General features: G+C 71.8%; 18 protein-coding genes. 3 read left to right on the top strand and 15 right to left on the bottom strand.

Annotation, left to right across the window (positions count from 1 at the left end):
• Positions 1 to 10: 10 nt before the first annotated feature.
• From ACQY0Z_RS09220 to ACQY0Z_RS09200, 5 genes are read right to left on the bottom strand one after another with little or no spacing between them, the layout of a single operon-like run.
• The gene (locus ACQY0Z_RS09220) at positions 11 to 592 is read right to left on the bottom strand and encodes a hypothetical protein (RefSeq protein ID WP_189896149.1); all 582 of its coding nucleotides are present in this window, start codon (positions 590 to 592) and stop codon (positions 11 to 13) included.
• A gap of 35 nt (positions 593 to 627) precedes the next feature.
• The gene (locus ACQY0Z_RS09215; protein WP_189896150.1) at positions 628 to 1,242 is read right to left on the bottom strand and encodes a TetR/AcrR family transcriptional regulator; all 615 of its coding nucleotides are present in this window, start codon (positions 1,240 to 1,242) and stop codon (positions 628 to 630) included.
• A 7-nt stretch (positions 1,243 to 1,249) separates the two neighbouring features.
• Positions 1,250 to 1,984, bottom strand: coding sequence for an enoyl-CoA hydratase family protein (locus ACQY0Z_RS09210; protein ID WP_347225000.1), 735 nt, complete (start codon positions 1,982 to 1,984; stop codon positions 1,250 to 1,252).
• Entirely contained in the window at positions 1,981 to 3,561 is a 1,581-nt protein-coding gene (locus tag ACQY0Z_RS09205) for a 4-coumarate--CoA ligase family protein (protein WP_439812082.1), read from the bottom strand. Before ACQY0Z_RS09205 ends, ACQY0Z_RS09210 begins: the two co-directional genes overlap by 4 nt.
• 36 nt (positions 3,562 to 3,597) lie before the next feature.
• Positions 3,598 to 4,761: an acyl-CoA dehydrogenase family protein gene (locus tag ACQY0Z_RS09200; protein ID WP_381724797.1), complete on the bottom strand. Its 1,164-nt coding sequence runs from the start codon at positions 4,759 to 4,761 to the stop codon at positions 3,598 to 3,600.
• A gap of 193 nt (positions 4,762 to 4,954) precedes the next feature.
• On the opposite strand from ACQY0Z_RS09200, the gene ACQY0Z_RS09195 reads away from it, so the two are divergent.
• On the top strand, positions 4,955 to 5,911 hold the full coding sequence (locus tag ACQY0Z_RS09195; protein WP_439812081.1) for an IS481 family transposase: 957 nt from the start codon (positions 4,955 to 4,957) through the stop codon (positions 5,909 to 5,911).
• Positions 5,912 to 5,975: 64 nt separating this feature from the next.
• Here ACQY0Z_RS09195 and ACQY0Z_RS09190 read toward each other — a convergent pair whose 3' ends face one another.
• The 4 genes from ACQY0Z_RS09190 to ACQY0Z_RS09175 are packed head-to-tail and all read right to left on the bottom strand — an operon-like array spanning position 5,976 to position 11,963.
• Positions 5,976 to 7,823: an acetyl/propionyl/methylcrotonyl-CoA carboxylase subunit alpha gene (locus tag ACQY0Z_RS09190; RefSeq protein WP_347224998.1), complete on the bottom strand. Its 1,848-nt coding sequence runs from the start codon at positions 7,821 to 7,823 to the stop codon at positions 5,976 to 5,978.
• An 11-nt stretch (positions 7,824 to 7,834) separates the two neighbouring features.
• The gene (locus tag ACQY0Z_RS09185; protein ID WP_254587924.1) at positions 7,835 to 9,433 is read right to left on the bottom strand and encodes an acyl-CoA carboxylase subunit beta; all 1,599 of its coding nucleotides are present in this window, start codon (positions 9,431 to 9,433) and stop codon (positions 7,835 to 7,837) included.
• A complete protein-coding gene (locus ACQY0Z_RS09180; protein WP_439812080.1) occupies positions 9,430 to 11,121 on the bottom strand; it encodes an acyclic terpene utilization AtuA family protein in 1,692 nt (563 codons plus the stop codon). Before ACQY0Z_RS09180 ends, ACQY0Z_RS09185 begins: the two co-directional genes overlap by 4 nt.
• Entirely contained in the window at positions 11,118 to 11,963 is an 846-nt protein-coding gene (locus ACQY0Z_RS09175) for a TIGR03084 family metal-binding protein (protein ID WP_439812079.1), read from the bottom strand. The genes ACQY0Z_RS09180 and ACQY0Z_RS09175 overlap by 4 nt, the downstream gene beginning before the upstream one ends.
• 485 nt (positions 11,964 to 12,448) lie before the next feature.
• Between ACQY0Z_RS09175 and ACQY0Z_RS09170 the strand changes: the two genes are divergently transcribed.
• Positions 12,449 to 13,291 carry a helix-turn-helix domain-containing protein gene (locus ACQY0Z_RS09170; protein ID WP_439812078.1) on the top strand — a complete coding sequence of 281 codons (843 nt, stop codon included), beginning with the start codon at positions 12,449 to 12,451 and terminating at the stop codon, positions 13,289 to 13,291.
• A 19-nt stretch (positions 13,292 to 13,310) separates the two neighbouring features.
• On the opposite strand, the gene ACQY0Z_RS09165 is transcribed toward ACQY0Z_RS09170, so the two are convergent.
• The 5 genes from ACQY0Z_RS09165 to ACQY0Z_RS09145 all read right to left on the bottom strand — a co-directional run bounded on the left by ACQY0Z_RS09165 (position 13,311) and on the right by ACQY0Z_RS09145 (position 17,824).
• The gene (locus ACQY0Z_RS09165; RefSeq protein ID WP_439812077.1) at positions 13,311 to 13,499 is read right to left on the bottom strand and encodes a DUF397 domain-containing protein; all 189 of its coding nucleotides are present in this window, start codon (positions 13,497 to 13,499) and stop codon (positions 13,311 to 13,313) included.
• Positions 13,500 to 14,169: 670 nt separating this feature from the next.
• Positions 14,170 to 14,682 (bottom strand): hypothetical protein, encoded by a 513-nt coding sequence (locus tag ACQY0Z_RS09160; protein WP_439812076.1) that lies wholly within the window; start codon positions 14,680 to 14,682, stop codon positions 14,170 to 14,172.
• 128 nt (positions 14,683 to 14,810) lie between these two features.
• Positions 14,811 to 15,812, bottom strand: a complete 1,002-nt coding sequence (locus ACQY0Z_RS09155) for a serine/threonine-protein kinase (protein WP_439812075.1) — start codon at positions 15,810 to 15,812, stop codon at positions 14,811 to 14,813.
• A gap of 188 nt (positions 15,813 to 16,000) precedes the next feature.
• Positions 16,001 to 16,720, bottom strand: a complete 720-nt coding sequence (locus ACQY0Z_RS09150) for a hypothetical protein (RefSeq protein WP_439812074.1) — start codon at positions 16,718 to 16,720, stop codon at positions 16,001 to 16,003.
• A gap of 147 nt (positions 16,721 to 16,867) precedes the next feature.
• On the bottom strand, positions 16,868 to 17,824 hold the full coding sequence (locus ACQY0Z_RS09145; protein ID WP_439812073.1) for an EamA family transporter: 957 nt from the start codon (positions 17,822 to 17,824) through the stop codon (positions 16,868 to 16,870).
• A 242-nt stretch (positions 17,825 to 18,066) separates the two neighbouring features.
• On the opposite strand from ACQY0Z_RS09145, the gene ACQY0Z_RS09140 reads away from it, so the two are divergent.
• Complete coding sequence (locus ACQY0Z_RS09140; protein WP_439812072.1) at positions 18,067 to 18,519, top strand: NUDIX hydrolase; 453 nt, start codon at positions 18,067 to 18,069, stop codon at positions 18,517 to 18,519.
• Positions 18,520 to 18,532: 13 nt separating this feature from the next.
• On the opposite strand, the gene ACQY0Z_RS09135 is transcribed toward ACQY0Z_RS09140, so the two are convergent.
• A complete protein-coding gene (locus ACQY0Z_RS09135; RefSeq protein WP_439812071.1) occupies positions 18,533 to 19,921 on the bottom strand; it encodes a hypothetical protein in 1,389 nt (462 codons plus the stop codon).
• Positions 19,922 to 20,129 lie beyond the last annotated feature (208 nt).

Here is a 20,129-nt window from a genome sequence, read left to right as displayed (position 1 = left end):
CGGCGCGTCCTCAGAGCTTGCCCCAGACCCGTACCGTCCTGTGGCCCTCGAAGACGTCCGCGAAGCGGGTGAGGAACTCGTCCGAGAAGTGCGGCCAGTTCCAGAACTCGAAGCCCAGGTGGGCGAAGGCGAAGAAGTCGTCCGCCCAGCGGTACTCGGGAAGCGGGACGGAGGCGGCGCAGGCGGGGCAGACGACGTCGGCCTCCCCCTCCTCGTCCCAGGTGCGCAGGGCGGCGCCGAACGGCTCCCAGGCCTCGTCGTCCGACTGCCAGGTGTCGGTGATCAGCCGGGTCGTGGCCTCGCAGCGGGGGCAGGTGACCGCCTCCGGCTCGCCCTGGCCGGCGCTGAAGACCGTGCGGCCGACCTGCACGTCCAGGCCGCCGCCCGGTTCCCAGGAGGCGTCCTCCGGGCCGCAGACGCCGGCCCAGTTCGGGCCCGGCGGGTGCCCCAGCGGTGCGCCCAGCACGCAGTCGGTCCGGTCGGGCAGGACCATGCCCTCGGACAGCAGCCACGCGAGACCGCGGTCCGCGTAGGCCGCCGCCTCCTCCGGGCTCGCGTCGAGGTCGACGATCGTCTGGAAGTAGTCACCCATGACGGACACCGTAGGCCCGGCCACCGACAGTGACCTCAGCGCAGCGCCTCGTCCAGGAGGTCCGCCCACTGGGCGACGACCCGTTCGCGGCGGGCGGTGTCGTCGGAGAGGAGGTTGGCCAGGCCCAGGCCGCGGGCCATGTCGAGAAAGCCCTGGACGGTCTCGCGGACGCCGGGGCGGGACTCGTCCGCGCCGAGGAGTTCCACGGCGATGCGGTGCGAGTCGCGTCCGACGCGCAGCTCCAGCTCCGTCACCCGAGGCCGCAGCTGCTCCTCGTTGGAGGCGGCCACCCACAGGTGCAGGGCGGCGCGGAAGAGAGGCCCGGTGTAGAGGTCGACGAGGGCGGCGACCACCGCGCGGCGGTCGGCGGCCGCGGCGCCTTCGGGGAAGAGGGCGCGCAGAGCCGTGGAGCGTTCCTCGGCGACGTACTCCACGGCGGCCGTGAAGAGGTCCTCCCGCGTGGGGAAGTGGTGCTGGGCGGCGCCCCGGGAGACGCCGGCCCGTTCGGCGACGACGGAGACCGTGGAGCCCGCCCAGCCGTGTTCGGCGAGGCAGGCCACGGCGGCCTCCAGGAGCCGCTGCCGGGTGGCCCGGCTGCGGTCCTGCTTGGGCACGCGTGCGGCACGGTCGGCCGTGTTCACCTCGCCCATGCCGCGTTCACACCGCCCATTCCGGATCCCGTCGTTCGAGGAACGCCGTCATGCCCTCGCGCGCGGGCGCGGAGGCGAAGAGGCGTGCCGAGAGCGCGGTCAGGGCGTCCGCGTCCCGGTCGAAGGTCTCCAGAACCTTAGCCGTGAGCAGCCGTTTCGTCTCGGCGAGGGCCTCGGGCGCGGACCGGCGCAGACCGTCGAGGACCGGCTCCAACGTCTCGTCCACGTCCTCGCCGGCCGCCGTCAGCAGGCCGATGCGCGCGGCCTCGTCGGCGTCGAAGCGTTCCCCGGTGAGGTAGTAGCGGGTCAGCGCCCGCGGGTCGGTGCGGGGCAGCAGCGGCAGGGAGATCACCGCCGGGGCGACCCCGATCCGCACCTCGGTGAAGGCGAACGTCGCCGTACGGGAGGCGACGCCGATGTCGCAGGCGGCGAGCAGCCCGAGCCCGCCCGCGCGGACGTGCCCGGTGACGCGGGCGACGACCGGTTTGGGCAGCTCGACGATCTGCCGGAGCAGACCGACCAGCGAGGCGGGCGCGGGCGGGTCCTTCAGGTCGGCGCCCGCGCTGAACGTGTTGCCGGTGTGGGTGAGGACCACCGCGCGGACGCCGGGGTCCTTCCCGGCGTCGGTGAGCGCGGCGGCGAGGTCGCCGACGAGGGCGGCGGACAGGGCGTTGCGGCGCTCCGGGGCGTTGAGGGACAGCGTCTCGACGCCGCGGGTGCGACTGCGGCCGATCAGGGTCACGAGGGCTCCTTGTGCGCCGCCCGGAGTTCGCGGCGCAGGATCTTTCCGGAGGCGGCGCGGGGCACGCCGTCGATGAAGGTGACGTGCCGGACCCGCTTGTACGGGGCGACGCGTTCGGCGACGTACATCATGACCTCGCCCTCGGTGAGGTCCGGGGCGGAGGGGTGGCGGACGACGAAGGCGTGCGGGACCTCGTTGCCGTCCTCGTTGTAGACGCCGATGACGGCGGCGTCGGCGACGCCGGGGTGGGTGAGCAGCAGCGCCTCCAGCTCGGCGGGCGCCACCTGGAAGCCCTTGTACTTGATGAGCTCCTTCACCCGGTCGACGACGAACAGCCACCCGTCGTCGTCGACGTGGCCGACGTCCCCGGTGTGCAGCCACCCGTCCTCGTCGATCATCGCGGCGGTGGCGTCGGGGCGTCCGAGGTAGCCCTTCATCACCTGCGGGCCGCGGATGAGGATCTCGCCGGACTCGCCGGGACCGAGGTCCTTGCCGGGGTCGTCCAGGGACACGATCCGCATCTCGGTGCCGGCGATGAGCTTGCCGACGGTGCCGGGCGGCGCCTGGTCCATGAGGTCCAGCGGGACGACATGGGTGCCGGGCGACAGCTCCGTCATGCCGTACGCCTGCCCGACCGGCGGCAGGCCGAGCCGCTGCGCGCAGGCGGCGGCGAGCTTGGCGTCCAGGGGCGCGGCGGCGCTGATGACGTGCTTCAGGGACGACAGGTCGTACTCGGCGACCAGCGGGTGCTTGGCGAGGGCCAGCACGATCGGCGGGGCGACGTACAGGGCGGTGATGCGGTGGTTCTGGATGGCCGCGAGGAACGTCTCCAGGTCGAAGCGCGGCAGCACGACCACGGTGGCGCCCTGCCGCAGCGGGGCGTTCATCAGCGCGGTGAGGCCGTAGATGTGGAAGAACGGCAGCACGGCGAGGACGCGGTCGCCGGGTCCGGCCGTGATCGACGGCTGGAGCTGGGCGAGGTTGGTGGCGATCTGCCGGTGGGTGAGCATCACGCCCTTGGGTGTGCCGGTGGTGCCGGAGGAGTACGGCAGCGCGGCGACGTCCTCGACCGGGTCGATGCCGACGGCCGGCTCGGGGCCCGTGCAGCCCAGCATGTCGATCAGCGAGCGGTGTCCGGGCGCGCTGTCGCAGACGAAGATCTCCTCGACGCCGCCCGCGAGTTCGGCGGCCCGGCGCGCGCTGTCCAGCAGGGGCGACACGGTCACGATCCACCTCGCCGCGCTGTCCTCGAGCTGCCTGGCGAACTCCTCGGGCGTGGCGAGCGGGTGCACGGTGGTGACGGCGGCGCCCGCGCGGGTCGCCGCGTAGAAGGCGGTGGGGAAGGCGATCGTGTTGGGGCTGTGCAGGGCGAGCACGTCCCCCTTGCGCACGCCCGCCTCGGCGAGTCCGGCGGCTACCCGCCGGTGGAAACGGTCGAGCTGTTCGTAGGTGAGGGTGGTGCCGTCGGTGCCGTCGATCAGGGCCGGGGTGCTCCCGAACTCGGCGGCGCGGGCCAGCACCGCGTCGTGGATGGGGAGTTCGACCGGCGTGACGTCTGCGTACGCGCTGCGGAACATGGTTCCTCCAAGACGGCCGGGAGGCTTGCCGGTCGCCTAGTACGACTTGGGCAGGCCCAGGGTCTGGTGGGAGACGTAGTTGAGAATCATCTCCCGGCTGACCGGCGCGATACGAGACACGCGCGCGGCGGTTATCAGCTGGGCGAGCCCGAACTCGCGGGTGAGGCCGTTGCCGCCGAGGGTGTGCACGGCCTGGTCGACGGCCTTCACACAGGCCTCGGCCGCCGCGTACTTGGCCATGTTGGCGGCCTCCCCCGCGCCGATGTCGTCGCCCGCGTCGTAGAGGTGGGCGGCCTTCTGCATCATCAGGCGGGCCAGTTCGAGGTCGATGTGCGCCTGCGCGAGGGGGTGCGCGATCGCCTGGTGGGAGCCGATGGGCGCCTTCCATACGGTGCGGTCGCGCGCGTACTCGACGGCGCGGGCCAGCGCGAAGCGGCCCATGCCGATCGCGAAGGCGGCCGTCATGATGCGCTCGGGGTTGAGGCCGGCGAACAGTTGGAGCAGGCCCGCGTCCTCGTCGCCGACCAGTGCGTCGGCGGGCAGCCGCACGTCGTCGAGGACCAGCTCGAACTGCTTCTCCGCGGCGTTCAGTTCCATGTCGATCTTGTGGCGCTGGAAGCCCGGGGTGTCGCGCGGGACGATGAACAGGCAGGGCTTCAGGCGGCCGGTGCGGGCGTCCTCCGTGCGGCCGACGATGAGAGTGGCATCGGCGATGTCCACCCCCGAGACGAACACCTTGCGTCCGGTGAGGATCCAGTCGCCGGTGGCGGGGTCGCGGCGCGCGGTGGTGGTGATGCGGTGGGAGTTGGAGCCGGCGTCGGGCTCGGTGATGCCGAAGGCCATGGTGCGGGTGCCGTCGGCGAGGGCGGGGAGCCAGCCGCGCTTCTGCTCCTCGGTGCCGAAGCGGGCGATGACCGTGCCGCAGATGGCCGGTGAGACCACCATGAGGAGGAGGGGGCAGCCCGCGGCGCCCAGTTCCTCCAGGACGATGGAGAGTTCGGAGATGCCGCCGCCTCCGCCGCCGTGCTCCTCCGGGAGGTTGACGCCGAGGTAGCCGAGCTTGGCGGCCTCCGCCCAGAGTTCTGTGGCGGGCCTGTCCTCTTCGACGGTGCGGGTGAAGTAGGCGCGGCCGTACTTGTGGCCGAGGGCGGACACGGCTGTGCGGAGGGCTTTGTGTTCTTCTGACTCGATCACCGGCATGTGGGCTCCTTGGGAGGAGGGGCTGTGAGTCGTTGGGTGGGTGCGGGTTGTGTGTGGCTGGTCGCGCAGTTCCCCGCGCCCCTAGGTGTGTTGTCCGGGGACGTTGGTGACACGCGTGCTGGGTTCTTGAACGGGTGAGGGCCTCCGGGTTCGGTGTGGATTGCGACATCTGCACCGATCCGAGGAGGCCCTCGTGCCCCACCGTAATGCCCCGCTGACCGAGACCGGGCGTCTTCGCCTGGCCCGCTGTGTCGTCGACGACGGCTGGCCGCTGCGCCGGGCTGCCGAGCGTTTCCAGGTCAGCCACACCACCGCCGCCCGCTGGGCCACCCGCTACCGGCAGCTCGGCGTCGCCGGAATGAACGACCGCTCCAGCCGGCCCCACCACCAGCCCCGCAGGACGCCGGCCGAGATCGAGATGGAAGTCCTCCGGCTCCGGCGCGAACACCGCATCGGCCCGCTGCGGCTGGCCGTCCGGTGCCACATCGCGGCCTCCACCGCCCACCGCATCCTCCAGCGGCACGGCCAGCCGCCTCTGAGGGCCCTGGACCGGGCCACCGGCGAACCCGTCCGCCGCTACGAACGCGCCCGACCCGGCGAACTGGTCCACATCGACGTCAAGAAGCTCGGCAGGATCCCCGACGGCGGCGGCCACAAGACCCTCGGCCGGGCCGACGGCCACCGCAGCCGGACCAACGGCGCCGGCTGGGCCTACCTGCATACCGCCCTCGACGACCACAGCCGGATCGCCTACACCGAGGACCTGCCCGACGAGACCGCCCCGACCTGCGCAGCTTTCCTCGTCCGGGCCACGGCCTACTTCGCATCGCTGGGCATCCGCATCGAGCGGGTCCTGACCGACAACGCCTGGGCCTACAGCAAGAACACCTGGCGTGACACCTGCCGCGACCTGGGCATCAGCCCCCGCTGGACCAGGCCTTGGCGGCCCCAGACCAACGGCAAGGTCGAACGCTTCCACCGCACCCTGCTCGACGAATGGGCCTACCAGCGGCCCTACACCTCAGACCACGAGCGCAGGGAAGCGTTCACCGACTGGCTGCACTGGTACAACTACCACCGCCCCCACACCGGCATCGGCGGCCACCCACCAGCCAGCCGCGTCACCAACCTGCCCGGTCAGCACACCTAGGGGGCGGTTGCGGTCTGCGGTTCCCGCGGGTTCGTGGGGGTTGCTCGCGCAGTTCCCCGCGTCCCTAGGGCGTGTGTGGCTCCACGACCGCCAACAAGGTGCCGAGCTCCACCTGTTGGCCCTCCCTTGCGTGGAGGGTGGTCAAGGTGCCTGTGGTGGGGGCCGTGATGTTGTGTTGCATCTTCATCGCCTCCAGCCAGAGCAGTGGCTGGCCCGCTTCCACCGTCACGCCGTCCGTGACGCCCTCCGCGATGCGCACCACCGTGCCCGGCATCGGGGCGAGGAGGGAGCCGGGGGCGTGGTCCGCCTCGGGGGCCGGGAAGCGGGGGAGGGCCGTCAGGGCCGCGGGGCCCGCGTAGACGTGGTCGCCGTAGCGGGCGACCTCGTAGCGGCGCCGTACTCCGTCGGTCTCCAGGATCACCAGGGACGCGTCCGCGTGGACGACCGTCACGCCGTCGGCCGTGAGGCCGGTGCGGGTGTGGTGGTAGCGGACCTCGTGCTCCTCGCCGTTCATCGCGTACCGCTTGACCTGCGGCTGCGACGGCACGTTGCGCCAGCCGCCGAAGCGGGAACGGCCGTGCGCGTCGGCGAGGGCGGCGGCGAGCGGGGCGTACGGGTCGGCGGCGGGCTCGGTGAGGGCCGGCAGGTGGCGGTCGTAGAAGCCGGTGTCCATACGGCCCTGGGTGAACTCCTCGTGGCGCAGGGAGCGGACGAGGAGGTCGCGGTTGGTGACGGGGCCGTGGATCACGGCGCGTTCCAGGGCGGCGGCCAGTTTGCGGACCGCCTCCGCGCGGGTGGGGGCGTGGGCGACGACCTTGGCGAGCATCGGGTCGTAGTGGACGCCGACGTCGTCGCCGTCGGCGTAGCCGGTGTCGAGGCGCACGCCGCCGGGGACGGCGAGGCGGTGGAGGCGGCCGGTCTGCGGGGCCCAGTCACGGGCCGGGTCCTCGGCGTAGAGGCGGGCCTCGACGGCATGGCCGCGCGGGGCGGGCGGCTCCGGGTCCAGGGCGTGACCCTCCGCGACCCGGATCTGCTGGGCGACCAGGTCGACGCCGAACACCTCCTCGGTGACGGGATGTTCGACCTGGAGCCGGGTGTTCATCTCCAGGAAGTGCGCCCGGTCGCCGGCGACCAGGAACTCCACGGTGCCGGCGCCCACGTAGCCGACCGCGCGGGCGGCGCGTACGGCGAGCATGTGGAGTTCCCCGGTGAGCGCGTCCGAGAGGCCGGGCGCCGGGGCCTCCTCGATCACCTTCTGGTGGCGGCGCTGGAGGGAGCAGTCGCGGGTGCCGAGCGCCCACACCGTGCCGTGGGTGTCGGCGAGGACCTGCACCTCGACATGGCGGCCGTTCTCCAGGTACGGCTCGACGAACACCTCCCCGTCGCCGAAGGCGCTCGCCGCCTCCGCGCGGGCGGCGGCGAGCGCGGCGTCCAGGTCGGCGCGGCGGCGTACGACGCGCATACCGCGTCCGCCGCCGCCCGCCGCGGCCTTCACCAGCACCGGCAGGTCGGCCTCGGTGACGCCGGTGAGCGGCTCGACACCCATGAGCTGCTTGGCGCGCGTCTTGGACGCCATCGCCTCGATCGCCTCCGGCGACGGACCGATCCACACCAGTCCCGCGTCCTGGACGGCGCGCGCGAAGCCGGCGTTCTCGGACAGGAACCCGTAGCCGGGGTGCACGGCGTCCGCGCCGGCCGCGAGGGCGGCCTTCACGATCAGGTCGCCGCGCAGATACGTGTCGGCGGGCGCGGAGCCGGGGAGCCGTACGGCGGTGTCGGCGACGCGGGTGTGGAGGGCGCCGGCGTCGGCGTCGGAGTGCACGGCGACGGTCGCGACGCCGAGGTCGCGGCAGGTGCGGGCGATACGGCAGGCGATCTCGCCGCGGTTGGCGACAAGGACGGTGGTGATCACGGGTTGCTGCCTCACATCCGGAAGACGCCGAAGCCGCCGCGCGCGCCCTCGTAGGGCGCGGTGTGGACGGCGGACAGGCACAGGCCGAGGACGGTGCGGGTGTCGCGCGGGTCGACGACGCCGTCGTCGTACAGCCGCCCGGACAGGAACATCGGCAGGGACTCGGACTCGATCTGCTGCTCCACCATGGCGCGCAGCGCCGCGTCCGCCTCGTCGTCGTACGGCCGTCCCTTCGCCGCCGCGGACTGGCGGGCGACGATGGACAGCACGCCGGCGAGCTGCTGCGGGCCCATCACGGCGGACTTGGCGCTGGGCCAGGCGAACAGGAAGCGGGGGTCGTAGGCGCGGCCGCACATGCCGTAGTGGCCGGCGCCGTAGGAGGCGCCCATGAGTACGGACAGGTGCGGGACGCGCGAGTTGGACACCGCGTTGATCATCATCGCGCCGTGCTTGATGATGCCGCCCTGCTCGTACTCCTTGCCGACCATGTAGCCGGTGGTGTTGTGCAGGAACAGCAGCGGGATGTCGCGCTGGTTGGCCAGCTGGATGAACTGCGCCGCCTTTTGCGACTCCTCGCTGAAGAGGACGCCCCGCGCGTTGGCGAGGATGCCGACCGGGTAGCCGTGCAGGGACGCCCAGCCGGTGACGAGGCTGGCGCCGTACAGCGGCTTGAACTCGTCGAAGTCGGAGGCGTCGACGATCCTCGCGATCACCTCGCGCGGGTCGAAGGGGATCTTCAGGTCGCCGGGGACGATGCCCAGCAGCTCCTCCGGGTCGTACTTGGGCGGCTCGGCGTGGCCCGGATCGGGGTACGCCTTGCGGTGGTTGAGGCGGGCGACGACCCGGCGGGCCTGGCGCAGCGCGTCCGGCTCGTCCACGGCGAAGTGGTCGGCGAGGCCGGAGACACGGGCGTGCATGTCGGCGCCGCCCAGGGACTCGTCGTCGCTCTCCTCGCCGGTCGCCATCTTCACCAGCGGCGGACCGCCGAGGAACACCTTGGCCCGCTCCTTGACCATGATCGTGTGGTCGGACATGCCGGGCACGTAGGCGCCGCCCGCCGTGGAGTTGCCGAAGACGACGGCGATTGTGGGGATGCCGGCCGCCGACAGCCGGGTCAGGTCGCGGAAGATCGCGCCGCCCGGGATGAAGATCTCCTTCTGCGAGGGCAGGTCTGCGCCGCCGGACTCGACCAGGCTGATCAGCGGCAGCCGGTTGGCGAGCGCGATGTCGTTGGCGCGCAGGGCCTTCTTCAGCGACCAGGGGTTGCTGGCGCCGCCGCGCACGGTGGGGTCGTTGGCGGTGATCACGCACTCCACGCCCTCGACGACCCCGATGCCGGTGACGAGGGACGCGCCCACGGTCCAGTCGCTGCCCCAGGCGGCCAGCGGGGACAGCTCCAGGAACGGGGTGTCGGGATCGAGCAGCAGCTCGATCCGCTCCCGGGCGAGCAGCTTGCCGCGCTTGCGGTGCCGTTCGACGTACTTCTCGCCGCCGCCCGCGAGGGCCTTCGCGTGCTCGGCGTCGAGTTCGGCCAGCTTGGCGAGCATGGCCTCGCGGTGCTCCCGGTAATCCGGGTCGGACGGGTTCAGGGCGGACGCGAGGACCGTCACAGGAGCACCTCCGGGATGTCGGCGTGCCGGGAGCGCAGCCACTCCCCCAGCGCCTTGGCCTGCGGATCGAAACGGGCCTGCGCGGCGACGCCCTCGCCGAGGATGCCCTCGACGACGAAGTTCAGGGCGCGCAGGTTCGGCAGTACGTGCCGGGTGACGGGCAGCTCGCGGGCCTCGGGGATCAGGTCGTGGAACCGCTCGACGGTCAGCTCGTGCGCGAGCCACCGCCAGGCCTCGTCGGTCCGCGCCCACACGCCGACGTTGGCGTTCCCGCCCTTGTCCCCGCTGCGGGCCCCGACGACCCGTCCGATCGGCGCCCGGACGGTCGGCCCCGGCGGCAGCGGCTCGGGGAGGGCGGGGTTCGGTACGGCGTCGAGGGGGGCCGTGTCCTGGGGCGGTTCCACGGTGATCCGGCGCCCGTCGTGGAGGACGGCCACATGGTCGACGTCCCCATGGGGCACGTACACATCCTCGAAGACCCCGTACGGGGAGCCCTTCCCCGGTGGCGCCACCACATGGAAACCGGGGTAACTCGCCAGCGCCAGCTCAATGGCGGCCCCGCTGAGCACCCGCCCCACCTTCTGCTGGTCCGGGTCCCGTACGACGAGACGCAGCAGCGCGCTCGCGGTCTCCTCGGTGCCGGCGTCGGGCTTGTCGGTGCGGGCGAGGTCCCAGCGCACCTCCGCGGGCGGGGACGTGGCGAGGGCGTCGGCCATCTGCTCGCGGACCAGGGCGGCCTTGGCCTCGATGTCGAGCCCGGTGAGGACGAAGACGACCTCGTTGCGGAACCCGCCGAGCCGGTTGCGGCCGACCTTGAGCGTGGGCGGCGGGGCCTCCCCGCGCACCCCTTCGATCCGCACCCGGTCGGGCCCGTCCTGGGTGAGCCTGACGGTGTCCAGGCGCGCGGTGACGTCCGGCCCGGCGTACCGGGCGCCGCCCGTCTCGTACAGCAGTTGCGCGGTGACCGTGCCGACGTCGACGACACCGCCGGTGCCGGGGTGCTTGGTGACGACGCCGGAACCGTCGGGGTGGATCTCGGCGAGCGGGAAGCCGGGCTTCAGCAGCTCGCGCGGGTCGTGCTCGGCGAAGAAGGCGTAGTTGCCGCCGGTGGCCTGCGTCCCGCACTCCAGCACATGCCCGGCGACCACGGCTCCCGCGAGCCGGTCGTGATCCGTCGGTTTCCAGCCGAAGTGCGCGGCCGCGGGCCCGGTGACCAGGGCGGCGTCGGTGACCCGCCCGGTGACGACCACGTCGGCGCCGGCCCGCAGGCACTCGGCGATGCCGAAGCCGCCGAGGTAGGCGTGCGCGGCGAGGGCGCCGGGGTGGCGGGCGGTGAGGTCGTCGCCCTCGACGTGGGCGACGCGGAGGGGGACGCCGAGGCGGTCCGCCAACTCCCGTACGGCTTGGGCGAGGCCGGCCGGATTGAGCCCGCCCGCGTTGGTGACGATCCGGACGCCCTTCTCGTGGGCGAGGCCCAGGGTGTCCTCGAGCTGGCGCAGAAGCGTGCGGGCGTACCCGGCGGACGGGTCCTTCAGCCGGTCGCGGGCCAGGATCAGCATGGTCAGCTCGGCGAGGTAGTCGCCGGTGAGGACGTCCAGGTCGCCGCCGGTGAGCATCTCGCGCAGGGCGTCGGAGCGGTCGCCGTAGAAGCCGGAGAAGTTGCCGATGCGCAGGGGTTCCTCGGTCACCGCGCGCCGTCTCCCTCGGGCTCGTTCCCCTCGGGCTCGTTCCCCTTGGGCTCGTTCCCCTCGGGCTCGCGCCCGCCGCCGGGCGGCCCGGCGAAGGCCTGCGCGATGTCCAGCCAGCGGTCGGCGTCGGGCCCGTCGGCGATGAGGTCCAGGTCGGCACGGTGGGCGCGCTGGGTGACGAGGAGGCAGAAGTCGAGGGCGGGGCCGGTGACGCGCTGGGGAGCGTCCTCGGGGCCGTACGCCCACACGTCGTCGCCGTCCGGCGCGGTGAGTTCGACGCGGAACGGGTCGGCGGGCGGGGTGAGGCCGTGCACGCCGTAGGCGAAGTCGCGGGTGCGGACGCCGAGCCAGGCGATGTGGCGGAGGCGGGCGGTGGGGGCGCGGGTCACGCCGAGCGCGTCGGCGACGTCCTGGGCGTGCGCCCAGGTCTCCATCAGGCGGGCGGTGGCCACGGAGGCGGCGGACATCGGCGGCCCGAACCAGGGGAACCGCGCCCCGTCCGGCGCCTCCCGCAGCGCCTTCTCCAGCGCCGCCCTCCCCTCCCGCCAGCGGGCGAGCAGCGCGGCGGGCTCGGCACGGGCGTACTCCTCCGCGCCGTCGTCGACGTACGTGTACGGGGCGGCGAGGGCCTGCTCGACGAGCGCGCGGAAGCCGTCCGGGTCGGTGACGGCGGTCAGGGCGTAGTGGTCGGTCCAGGCGAGGTGCCCGATCTGGTGGGCGACGGTCCATCCTGCGGCGGGTGTGGACAACGCCCACCGCTCCGGCTCCAGCCCGGCCACCAGCCGGTCGAGCTCCTCACTCTCCTCACGCAGATCGTCGATCACAGGCGTCGGATCGGACACGAGTCGCTCCCCTCGGGGCACGGACACGGCGGTGTGCGGCGTGGTTGGGGGGAGCATGGCAGGGGGTCAGGAAACAAGCAAGCGTGCTTGCATGTCTCCGTAGCCGAAGCTGCGGCGGTGCGGCAAGAGGGAAAACGCGGACTCATTTGCCCCGCGAGTTCTCCTGAATTGACCTGTTTCCCACCTGCACCTCGCCACGGCGAACACCTCTTGCCGTAGCCCATTCAGGCATGGATGCTTATGCCATGTGGCATCTCATAACGTTTCGCCATGCGAGCCGCGCTACCGTCACGCGGCAGAGCGTGAAGTGCCAGTCATGCATGCGTCACAACCGCAGCTCGCCTGAAGCAATCGGTCAGACTGCCCGGCATGATCCTGATATCAGGCGCGGAGCCACGACGCACGCTAGCCTGTTGAACCCGCGACCCCCGCCCTGGCGGACACGGTGCGCACAGGTGTGTCACGACGAGAAAGGGCTGCCGTCCATGTCCGAAAACCCGATGTTCCTGCGCCAGCGCCTGCGGGATCGCCTCAAGCGGGCACGAGAGGCCGCGGGGATGACGCAGCAGCAGGTGGCCGAGGCATTCGGCTGGTCACCCTCCAAGGTGATCCGCATCGAGAACGGAAAGATCGGCGTCAACATCACGGACGCGATGGCGCTTGTGCAGCATTACGGCATCAGCGATGAAGAGGGCACCGAATTGGTGTCCCTGGCGAAGGCCGCCCGCCAGCCATCCTGGTACGCGCCCTACAAGAACGTGATGACTCCACAACTGGAAGCCTACATCTCATACGAGGAAAGCGCGTCCATTGTGCGCAACTTCGAGCGTAACGTCGTTCCTGGACTGTTGCAGACCGAAGAATACGCACGCGCCATCCTCGGCGAGTTCCGGACAGGCCGGGACCTGGAATTGAGTGTCGAACTCCGCATGCGCCGCCAGCAAGCCCTCGACAACACCGAAGCCGAGTTCTTCTTCATCCTGGACGAGTCGGTGCTGAGGCGGACCATCGGCAGCGACTCCCTCATGCAGCAGCAGCTCGAGGCCCTGCTCCGGATCAACGAGTACCCGAACGTGCAGATCCAGTACGTCCCCTTCCGCAAGGGCATTTACCCCCTCTTCCGGACGCCTTACCAGATCTTCGAATTCAGCGGCGGATCGGACGACCTAGTTGCTTACCTCGAGAACCCCGACGGTGACGTTCTCCTCAGCGAGTCCATGCCGAGGTACGGAGCACGTCGCTCACCGGCGGACTACCTGGATGTCTTCTGGCAAGTGGAGCGCGAAGTCGCCGAAAGCATCATGGAGGGCGTACCCGCGGCCGCATGAGGAGATGCGCGAAAGAAACCTAGAGAGAGGATTTCGATGATTTGACGTACTCGATGAATCGACCCCAGGCATCGGCAGTGCACGACACGTGACGCACCAAGGGGAACTTCGAGTCGCGCAGGTGAACTCTTTCCTGCGCCCTGAATTCCAGGCAAGCACCACTCTCACTGTACGAACTCTTCTTCCATATGCCTCGTGAGTGAATCACTGCACCTCCATTTTCCCGTCAAGACACACGAGGGGAATTATCGGTGATCACACATTGACCTGACAAGGATCGTTTCAGGGCGATTGATTCACTAGGCATGGAAGTCGGAAGGGCGGCGTCCGCCTCAGCGGGAACACGCAGCGCACCCGCCACAGGGAACACCGTCCACACAAAAGGGAGCCTCAGGCCTAGCCGGCAAGCATCCGGCCCGGGGCTCCCCTGGCAGAGCGACCCTCACTGATCAGAAAGGGACACCCTACTCATGCAGTGTAACGACTCCTCCGGTCCTGTCTTCCGGAAGAAGGCCCGCGAGTTCTTCAAGACCTGGGGGCGGGCAGGAGCAACCCAGGTTCTGCGAGGTGCGGGCTCAGCAGCCGGAGCCGCCCTCTTCTCCTTGATACTGGCCTGGTTGCAGAGCCGGTAGGGAGATAACCGGCCGAACACCATGCGCCGCCGGGGTCCACCAGCGCACCCCGGCGGCGTCGCCCCGCCCCCGCACCTCCGTCGGAAATCAGCCGTACGCCGTCCGGCATGGCGGAGGGCCTGCGGGAATGCTCAGGCCGTGCAGACACCAGAGGCCGGGGCTGTAGGCGCTACCAACGTGGCGGGCCGCGGCGACGGATCGGGCGGCCCCGCACGGAGACACCGCCTTCGTCCGCGCCTCAGCCTGTCAGTCCTTCCAGACGGTCATGTCCGCCCTGACGAAACCCAGGTCCGGCATGGCGGTCGACTTGACCTGGATGACCAGAAGGCCGACGTTGCCTTCGCCGTCCCGGAAGCAGATCTCGGTGCCTGCCGCGGAGGCGGCCAGCGGGTGGGCGCCGGGCTTCTGGTTCGCGGTGAGCATGCTGCACGTGTCATAGGTGCCTTCGCCCGGGTCGCCGAAGATCTGGGTGAACACCACGGTGTCGCTGTCCAGTTCGCACCCCGCCATGGAGCAGCCGAACCGGATGTCCCCCTTTCGGTCGTCGGACACCTCGCCGTCACTCGTACGCAGAGAGTTGTCGGCGGTCAGCATCCGGCCGCTGTAGCCGTACGCCCGCGGCGTCCCGGTCGCGCCCGCCGCCCGGTCGGTCCCGGCATCCGTCGCGTCGGTCCCCGCTCCCGCACCGGCCGTCGACGCACCGTCACCGTCCGGCCCGGACTCGTCGCGCGGACTTCTCCGCATCCGTCGCGCCGCCACCGGCTCCCGTCTTCTCCTTCTCCGCCGGTCCCGGCGTCGCGGGGGCGGAGGCGGCCGTGTCCTTGCCGCGCCCGTCGTCGCGACCGTCCCCCGGCCCGTCGCCTCCATGACCGACCAGGCGGCGGCGATCACCAGCGCGACCGCGGCGACGCCGGCCGCCGCGTACAGGGCCGGACGTCGCCGACGGCTCCGGCGCCCCTCCGGTCCGGGCGGCCCCCCGGCAGCCCCGGCGCCTGCGCGTGGACGGGCCCCGACGGCGGCGTCCACGGCGTCGGGGCGGTCACCGGCAGCGTGTGCGCCATTGTGGGCGGCACGGCCGTGTCCGGGGACACGACCGGCGGCGGCACCGTCACCTCCGGCACGGCGATCTCCCGCCAGACGGCCGACCCGGATCCGGTGTCGGTGTCCCGCGCCAGTTCCTCGCGGCACCAGGCGACGACTTCCGCGGGGGTGGGCCGTGCTTCCGGGGCCTCGGCCAGGCACCGGGCGAGCAAGCCGCGCAGCCGGTCGGGCAGTTCGGACAGGTCGGGGGCGGAGTGCACGATCCGGTACAGCACGCTCACCGCCGGCCCGTCCGCGTACAGCGGTCGGCCCAGAGCCGCGAAGGCCGCCGTCTGCCCGAGCGCGAAGACGTCCGTGGCAGCCGACACCTCGCCGCCGGACGCCTGCTCGGGGGCCATGAAGTGGGGCGTGCCGATCGTGGTGCCGGTGGCGGTGTGCGCGGTGGCGTCGGCGGCGCGGGCGATGCCGAAGTCGATGACGCGCGGCCCGTCGGAGGCCAGCAGGACGTTGGCAGGCTTGAGGTCCCGGTGCACGATCCCGGCCCCGTGGATGGCCTGCAACGCCTCGGCGATCCCCGCCGTCAGCCACAGCACCGCCGTCTCGGGCAGCGGCCCGCGCCGGGCGACGGCCTCCGTGAGGGAGGGGCCCGGCACGTACAGCGTGGCCAGCCAGGGCGGTACAGCCTCCGGATCCGCGTCGATCAGTTCGGCGGTGTACGCGCCCTTCACCGTCCGGGCCGCCCTGATCTCCTGGGCGAAGCGCCGCCGGAAGGTGGGGTTGTCGGCCAGTTCCGACCGTACGACCTTGACGGCCACCGCCCGGCCGCCCCGTGTGTGCGCGAGGTACACCCGCCCCCATCCCGCCCGCGCCCAGCCGCGCGGCGAGCCGGTAACCCCCCACGGTGCGCGGATCGTCGTCCTGCAGCGGCTGGAACACCTCGGCCGTATGCGTCATCGGTTCCCTCCCCGTCGTCCCGATGAGTTGATCAACAGCCTACGAGGTGATCTTCGGCGGCATGCCGTGGGAGCTTGCGGGCTCACGCCCCGTGCTGGAAGGCGACGTCCGTGACGTCGCGTTCCAGGACGACGCCCTGATGGCCGTAGGTGCGGACCGAGGGCACCTTCAGCAGCAGGCAGAAGCGGTCGGTGGAGGCGACCGTGTCCACTATCCGGCCGTACGACCGGCGCAGGAAGTAGAGGGCGGCGTGGTTGGAGAGTGCGGTCTGCCCGCAGACCAGGATGACGGGGCGCTCACCGCCGGGAGCGGTGAACTTGGCGAGAAGCGCATACGCCTCGTTGTCGCTGCTCCATCGATGGAGCGCCCCGCCCACCTCGATGGCCAGCGGGTGCTCGGGGTGGTCGTAAAGGTGAAACGTGACGCCGGGCAGGGTGTGCGCGACATGACCCGCGCTGCGGGCGTTCGCCCCGAGCGGGCCCCCGATGCAGAACTCGGGCCGGTTGCCGTTGCTCCCGCGGAAGTCGTCACCACGGACGACCTCGACCTCGCACTCCAGGCTGTGGCTGACGACGGCCGCCTCGATCATCGCCTGGACGTCGTGGTGATCCGTGGCGCCCGGAGCGCCGTACTTGTTACTCATGACGATCAGGCACGTGTCGCCGGGCCGGGCGCCGACCACGCTCATCCGCAGCCTCAGCTCACGGGTGTGCTTGCCGCGCTGCCACAGCCACACCGCCAGGCCGCTCAGACAGCTGGCGAGCAGCCCCAGCATCAGATCGCCCAACGCCCCCGCCAGCATGCCGCTCCCCCCTGCGCGTGCCCGTACCCTACCCGGCCGCGCGGTAGGCGACGCCGCACCCGCCTCACGAGCCGTTCGTCAGAAAACCGGCTGCTGGGAGAGACCGAAGCGGCTCCAGTCCCGCCGCACCTCGGCGCCCCGCGATCGTCAGGAGCCGCCCGGGGTCTTCCTCGCCCTTCCCCGCCCCACCTGCGTCCGCACCGCCCCCATGCTCGCCACGATCACGAGCGCGATGGCGGCCGCCTCCGTCGCGGCGAGGGCCTGGTCGAGGACGAGGAAGCCGGCGGTGGCCGCGAGGGCGGGTTCCAGGCTCATCAAGATCGCGAACGTGGACGCGGGCAGGCGTCGCAGCGCGAGGAGTTCGAGGGTGTACGGCAGGACGGACGACAGCACCGCGACCGCCGCGCCCAGCGCGAAGGTCGTCGGGTTCAGCAGCTTCGCGCCGGACTCCAGCACGCCCAGCGGCAGGAACAGCAGCGCCGCCACCGCCATGGCGAGCGCGAGTCCGTCGGCCTGCGGGAAGCGGCGCCCGGTCCGGGCGCTGAAGACGATGTACGCCGCCCACATCGCCCCGGCGCCCAGCGCGAAGGCGACGCCCACCGGGTCGAGGCCGCTGAAGCCTCCGCCGCCGAGGAGGAACACGCCGGCGAGGGCGAGCGCGGCCCACACGAGGTTGATCGCGCGCCGGGAGGCGAGCACGGAGAGGGTGAGCGGGCCGAGCACCTCCAGGGTGACCGCGGGGCCGAGCGGGATGCGGGCGACGGACTGGTAGAAGAGGCCGTTCATCGCGGCCATGGCGACACCGAAGACGATCACCGTGCCCCAGTCGGCGCGGGAGTGCCCGCGCAGCCGCGGCCGGCACAGCACCATCAGCACCACGGCCGCGACGAGGAGGCGGATCGTCACCACCCCGAGCGCGCCGACGCGCGACATCAGCGTCACGGCGAGCGCCCCGCCGAACTGCACGGAGATCCCGCCGGCCAGCACCAGTCCGACCGGCCCCAGGGTGCCGCGGCGGCCGCCCGGTGCGCCGGCCTGCGCGGGGGCCGGGTCGTGGACCTGTCCGGAAGCGGTGGACGGGGTGGCGGCGCTGGGCGTGGTCACGGTGCCTTCCAGGGACGTAGGAGACGCGGGCGGTGCGAGTGAGGCGCGACTGCACCGAGTGTGCACCTCGGTGGACTCACGGGTCCAGCGTATTGGACTACGTCAGTACCGTGAAGTGTTTATATGCCTGACAATGCGACCGGTGTCCCGTCCGGGTCAACTCCGTCCACGGTGCGGACGTCCTACCCGGTACGGTTCCCCCTGGTGACACCCCGTCCGCTCCCCCTTACGGCTGAGGTTCCGTGCGACGACTCCTGGTCCGTGTCTGGCGGCTGCTGCGTCCGCTGCAGAGCCGCATCGTGTGGCTGCTGCACGCCAAGTTCGTGGTCGGCGTGACGGGTGTGGTGCGCGACGACGAGGGACGGGTGCTGCTGCTGAAGCACCGGATGTGGCCGCCCGGCCGCCAGTGGGGCCTGCCGAGCGGCTTCGCGCGCAAGGGCGAGGACTTCCGGGCGACGGTGGTGCGCGAGGTCAAGGAGGAGACCGGCCTCGACGTGGAGGCCGGCCGCCTGGTCATGTTGAACAGCGGCTTCCGTACGCGGATGGAGGTGGCCTTCGAGGCCCGCCTCCTCGGCGGCGAACTCCGGCTCGACCCCCTCGAGATCCTGGAGGCCCGCTGGTGCGAGCCGGACGCCCTCCCCGAGGACGTCCAGCCGGTGTGCCACCCCTTGGTGCGGGGCGAGACGTCACCCTGAGACCCGCTGGTGCTTAGCGGGGGACGCCGAGGGCGTCGAGGCGCCCGTGCATGACGTCGGCCGGGAGAGACGGGTTGCGGAGGGCCGAGGTCGCGGTCGCCGGTTCGTCGCACGCCCGCAGCAGCAGGGCGGGCGGCAGGGCGGGGTGCCCGGCCGCCGCACTGCTCACGGAGCTCTCGTCGTCGGCCAGCAGGCGGGCCAGTACGTCGGCGTCGACGTCCGGATCCAACACCGCAAGGGCCCGCTTGACCGGGTCCGGGTCGTCGGCGAAGCGCTTCGCGAGGCCGGCCTTGGGGAAGTTCCGGTGGGACAGCAGCAGGCTCTTGGTGATGACCTGGCACTTCAGGTAGGTCTCCAGCACCACCTCCCCGTCCACGGTCGGCTGTCTCTCGCACAGCAGCAGCCGTACGGCGTAGTCGTCGTCGTGCGACAGCAGCTCGACGGCGTCGGCGGGCAGGTGCTCGGCGAAGGCGGCACTGCGCCGGAGCCAGGTGTGGGACGACCGCGCGCAGTCGCGCAGCACGTCGGCGTCCTCGCAGGTGCGCACCCACTCGACGGGGCCCAGCCGGTCGGACGGGCCGACCGTGAAATCGATGGCGGCCCGCTCGGCCTCCGTGAACTCCGGGCGGACCGACACGGCCAGACGGACGCTGTGCTCAGGGTCGTCCGCGAGCTTCCGTACGACATCGAGGGGAGCGCGGGTGTTGAGCGCCAGCGCTTGCCGGTCCCACGCGTCGTCGCCGGCCGCGACCTGTTCGGCGAGCGCGGCGGTCATGGCTCCGTACCGGATGACGTCCCGCCGGGGACTGGCGTCCAGCCCGCTCTCGAGAAGCACGCCGGTCCAGAAGGCATCGTCACCGCAGGCTGTGATCCTGGACCGCTGCCGGACGTCGTCGTCCGGGTCGTGCAGCAGACGCTCACGCTCACTCTCGGACAGCAGGGACCAAGAGCCACAGGAGGCCTCCCGCATGAACGCGTCCTCGTGGTCGCAGAGCCCGGCGATCAACCGATCGTCGAAGTTGCCGTAGAAGGCCGCGTCCCTCCGCACGATCGGCTCGGGGTCGTCGAGCAGCCGCCGCTGCACGGGGAGCGGAAGCGACGGAGCGCCGGAACGGAAAGGGTTCGGCGCGTTGGCGAGCACCTGTCGGACGCGGAAATGGGGATCGTCGACCAGCCGTCCGCGCTGCTCCCCGGAGACCGCGAAACTCTCCGCGAACGTGGCACGGAGACGCCGCTCCGGATGCACGACGATCGCGTCGACCACCTCGTCCGGCAATGGGCGCGCCATGAAGGCCCCCCACGCACCGGCGGCCTCCTGATGCAGCAGCCGCAGCAAGACGTCGGTCGGAGCCGAGGCGTTGAAAGCGATCGCGTTCAGCTGATTCCTACGTCGGTCGAACATCAACCCGTCCCCCACTGCCCCACCCGATCACCCCGAACCCGCCGATTCTGCCCACCCGGACACGGCGGGTCAACGCCGACGATCACGCCCGCGACCTGCATGTGCGTACGCCGCGACCGGACGCCTCACCGGCGCGGGGCGGCGCGTCGGACGACAACGCTCGTCGGGACGCCGTGACGGGCACCGCTCATCTGCCGTAGACGGGCCA

The sequence above is a fragment of the Streptomyces sp. P9-2 genome (assembly GCF_051903975.1).
Lineage (GTDB): Bacteria > Actinomycetota > Actinomycetes > Streptomycetales > Streptomycetaceae > Streptomyces > Streptomyces cellulosae.
This window is presented reverse-complemented; position numbering and strand designations above follow the sequence as displayed.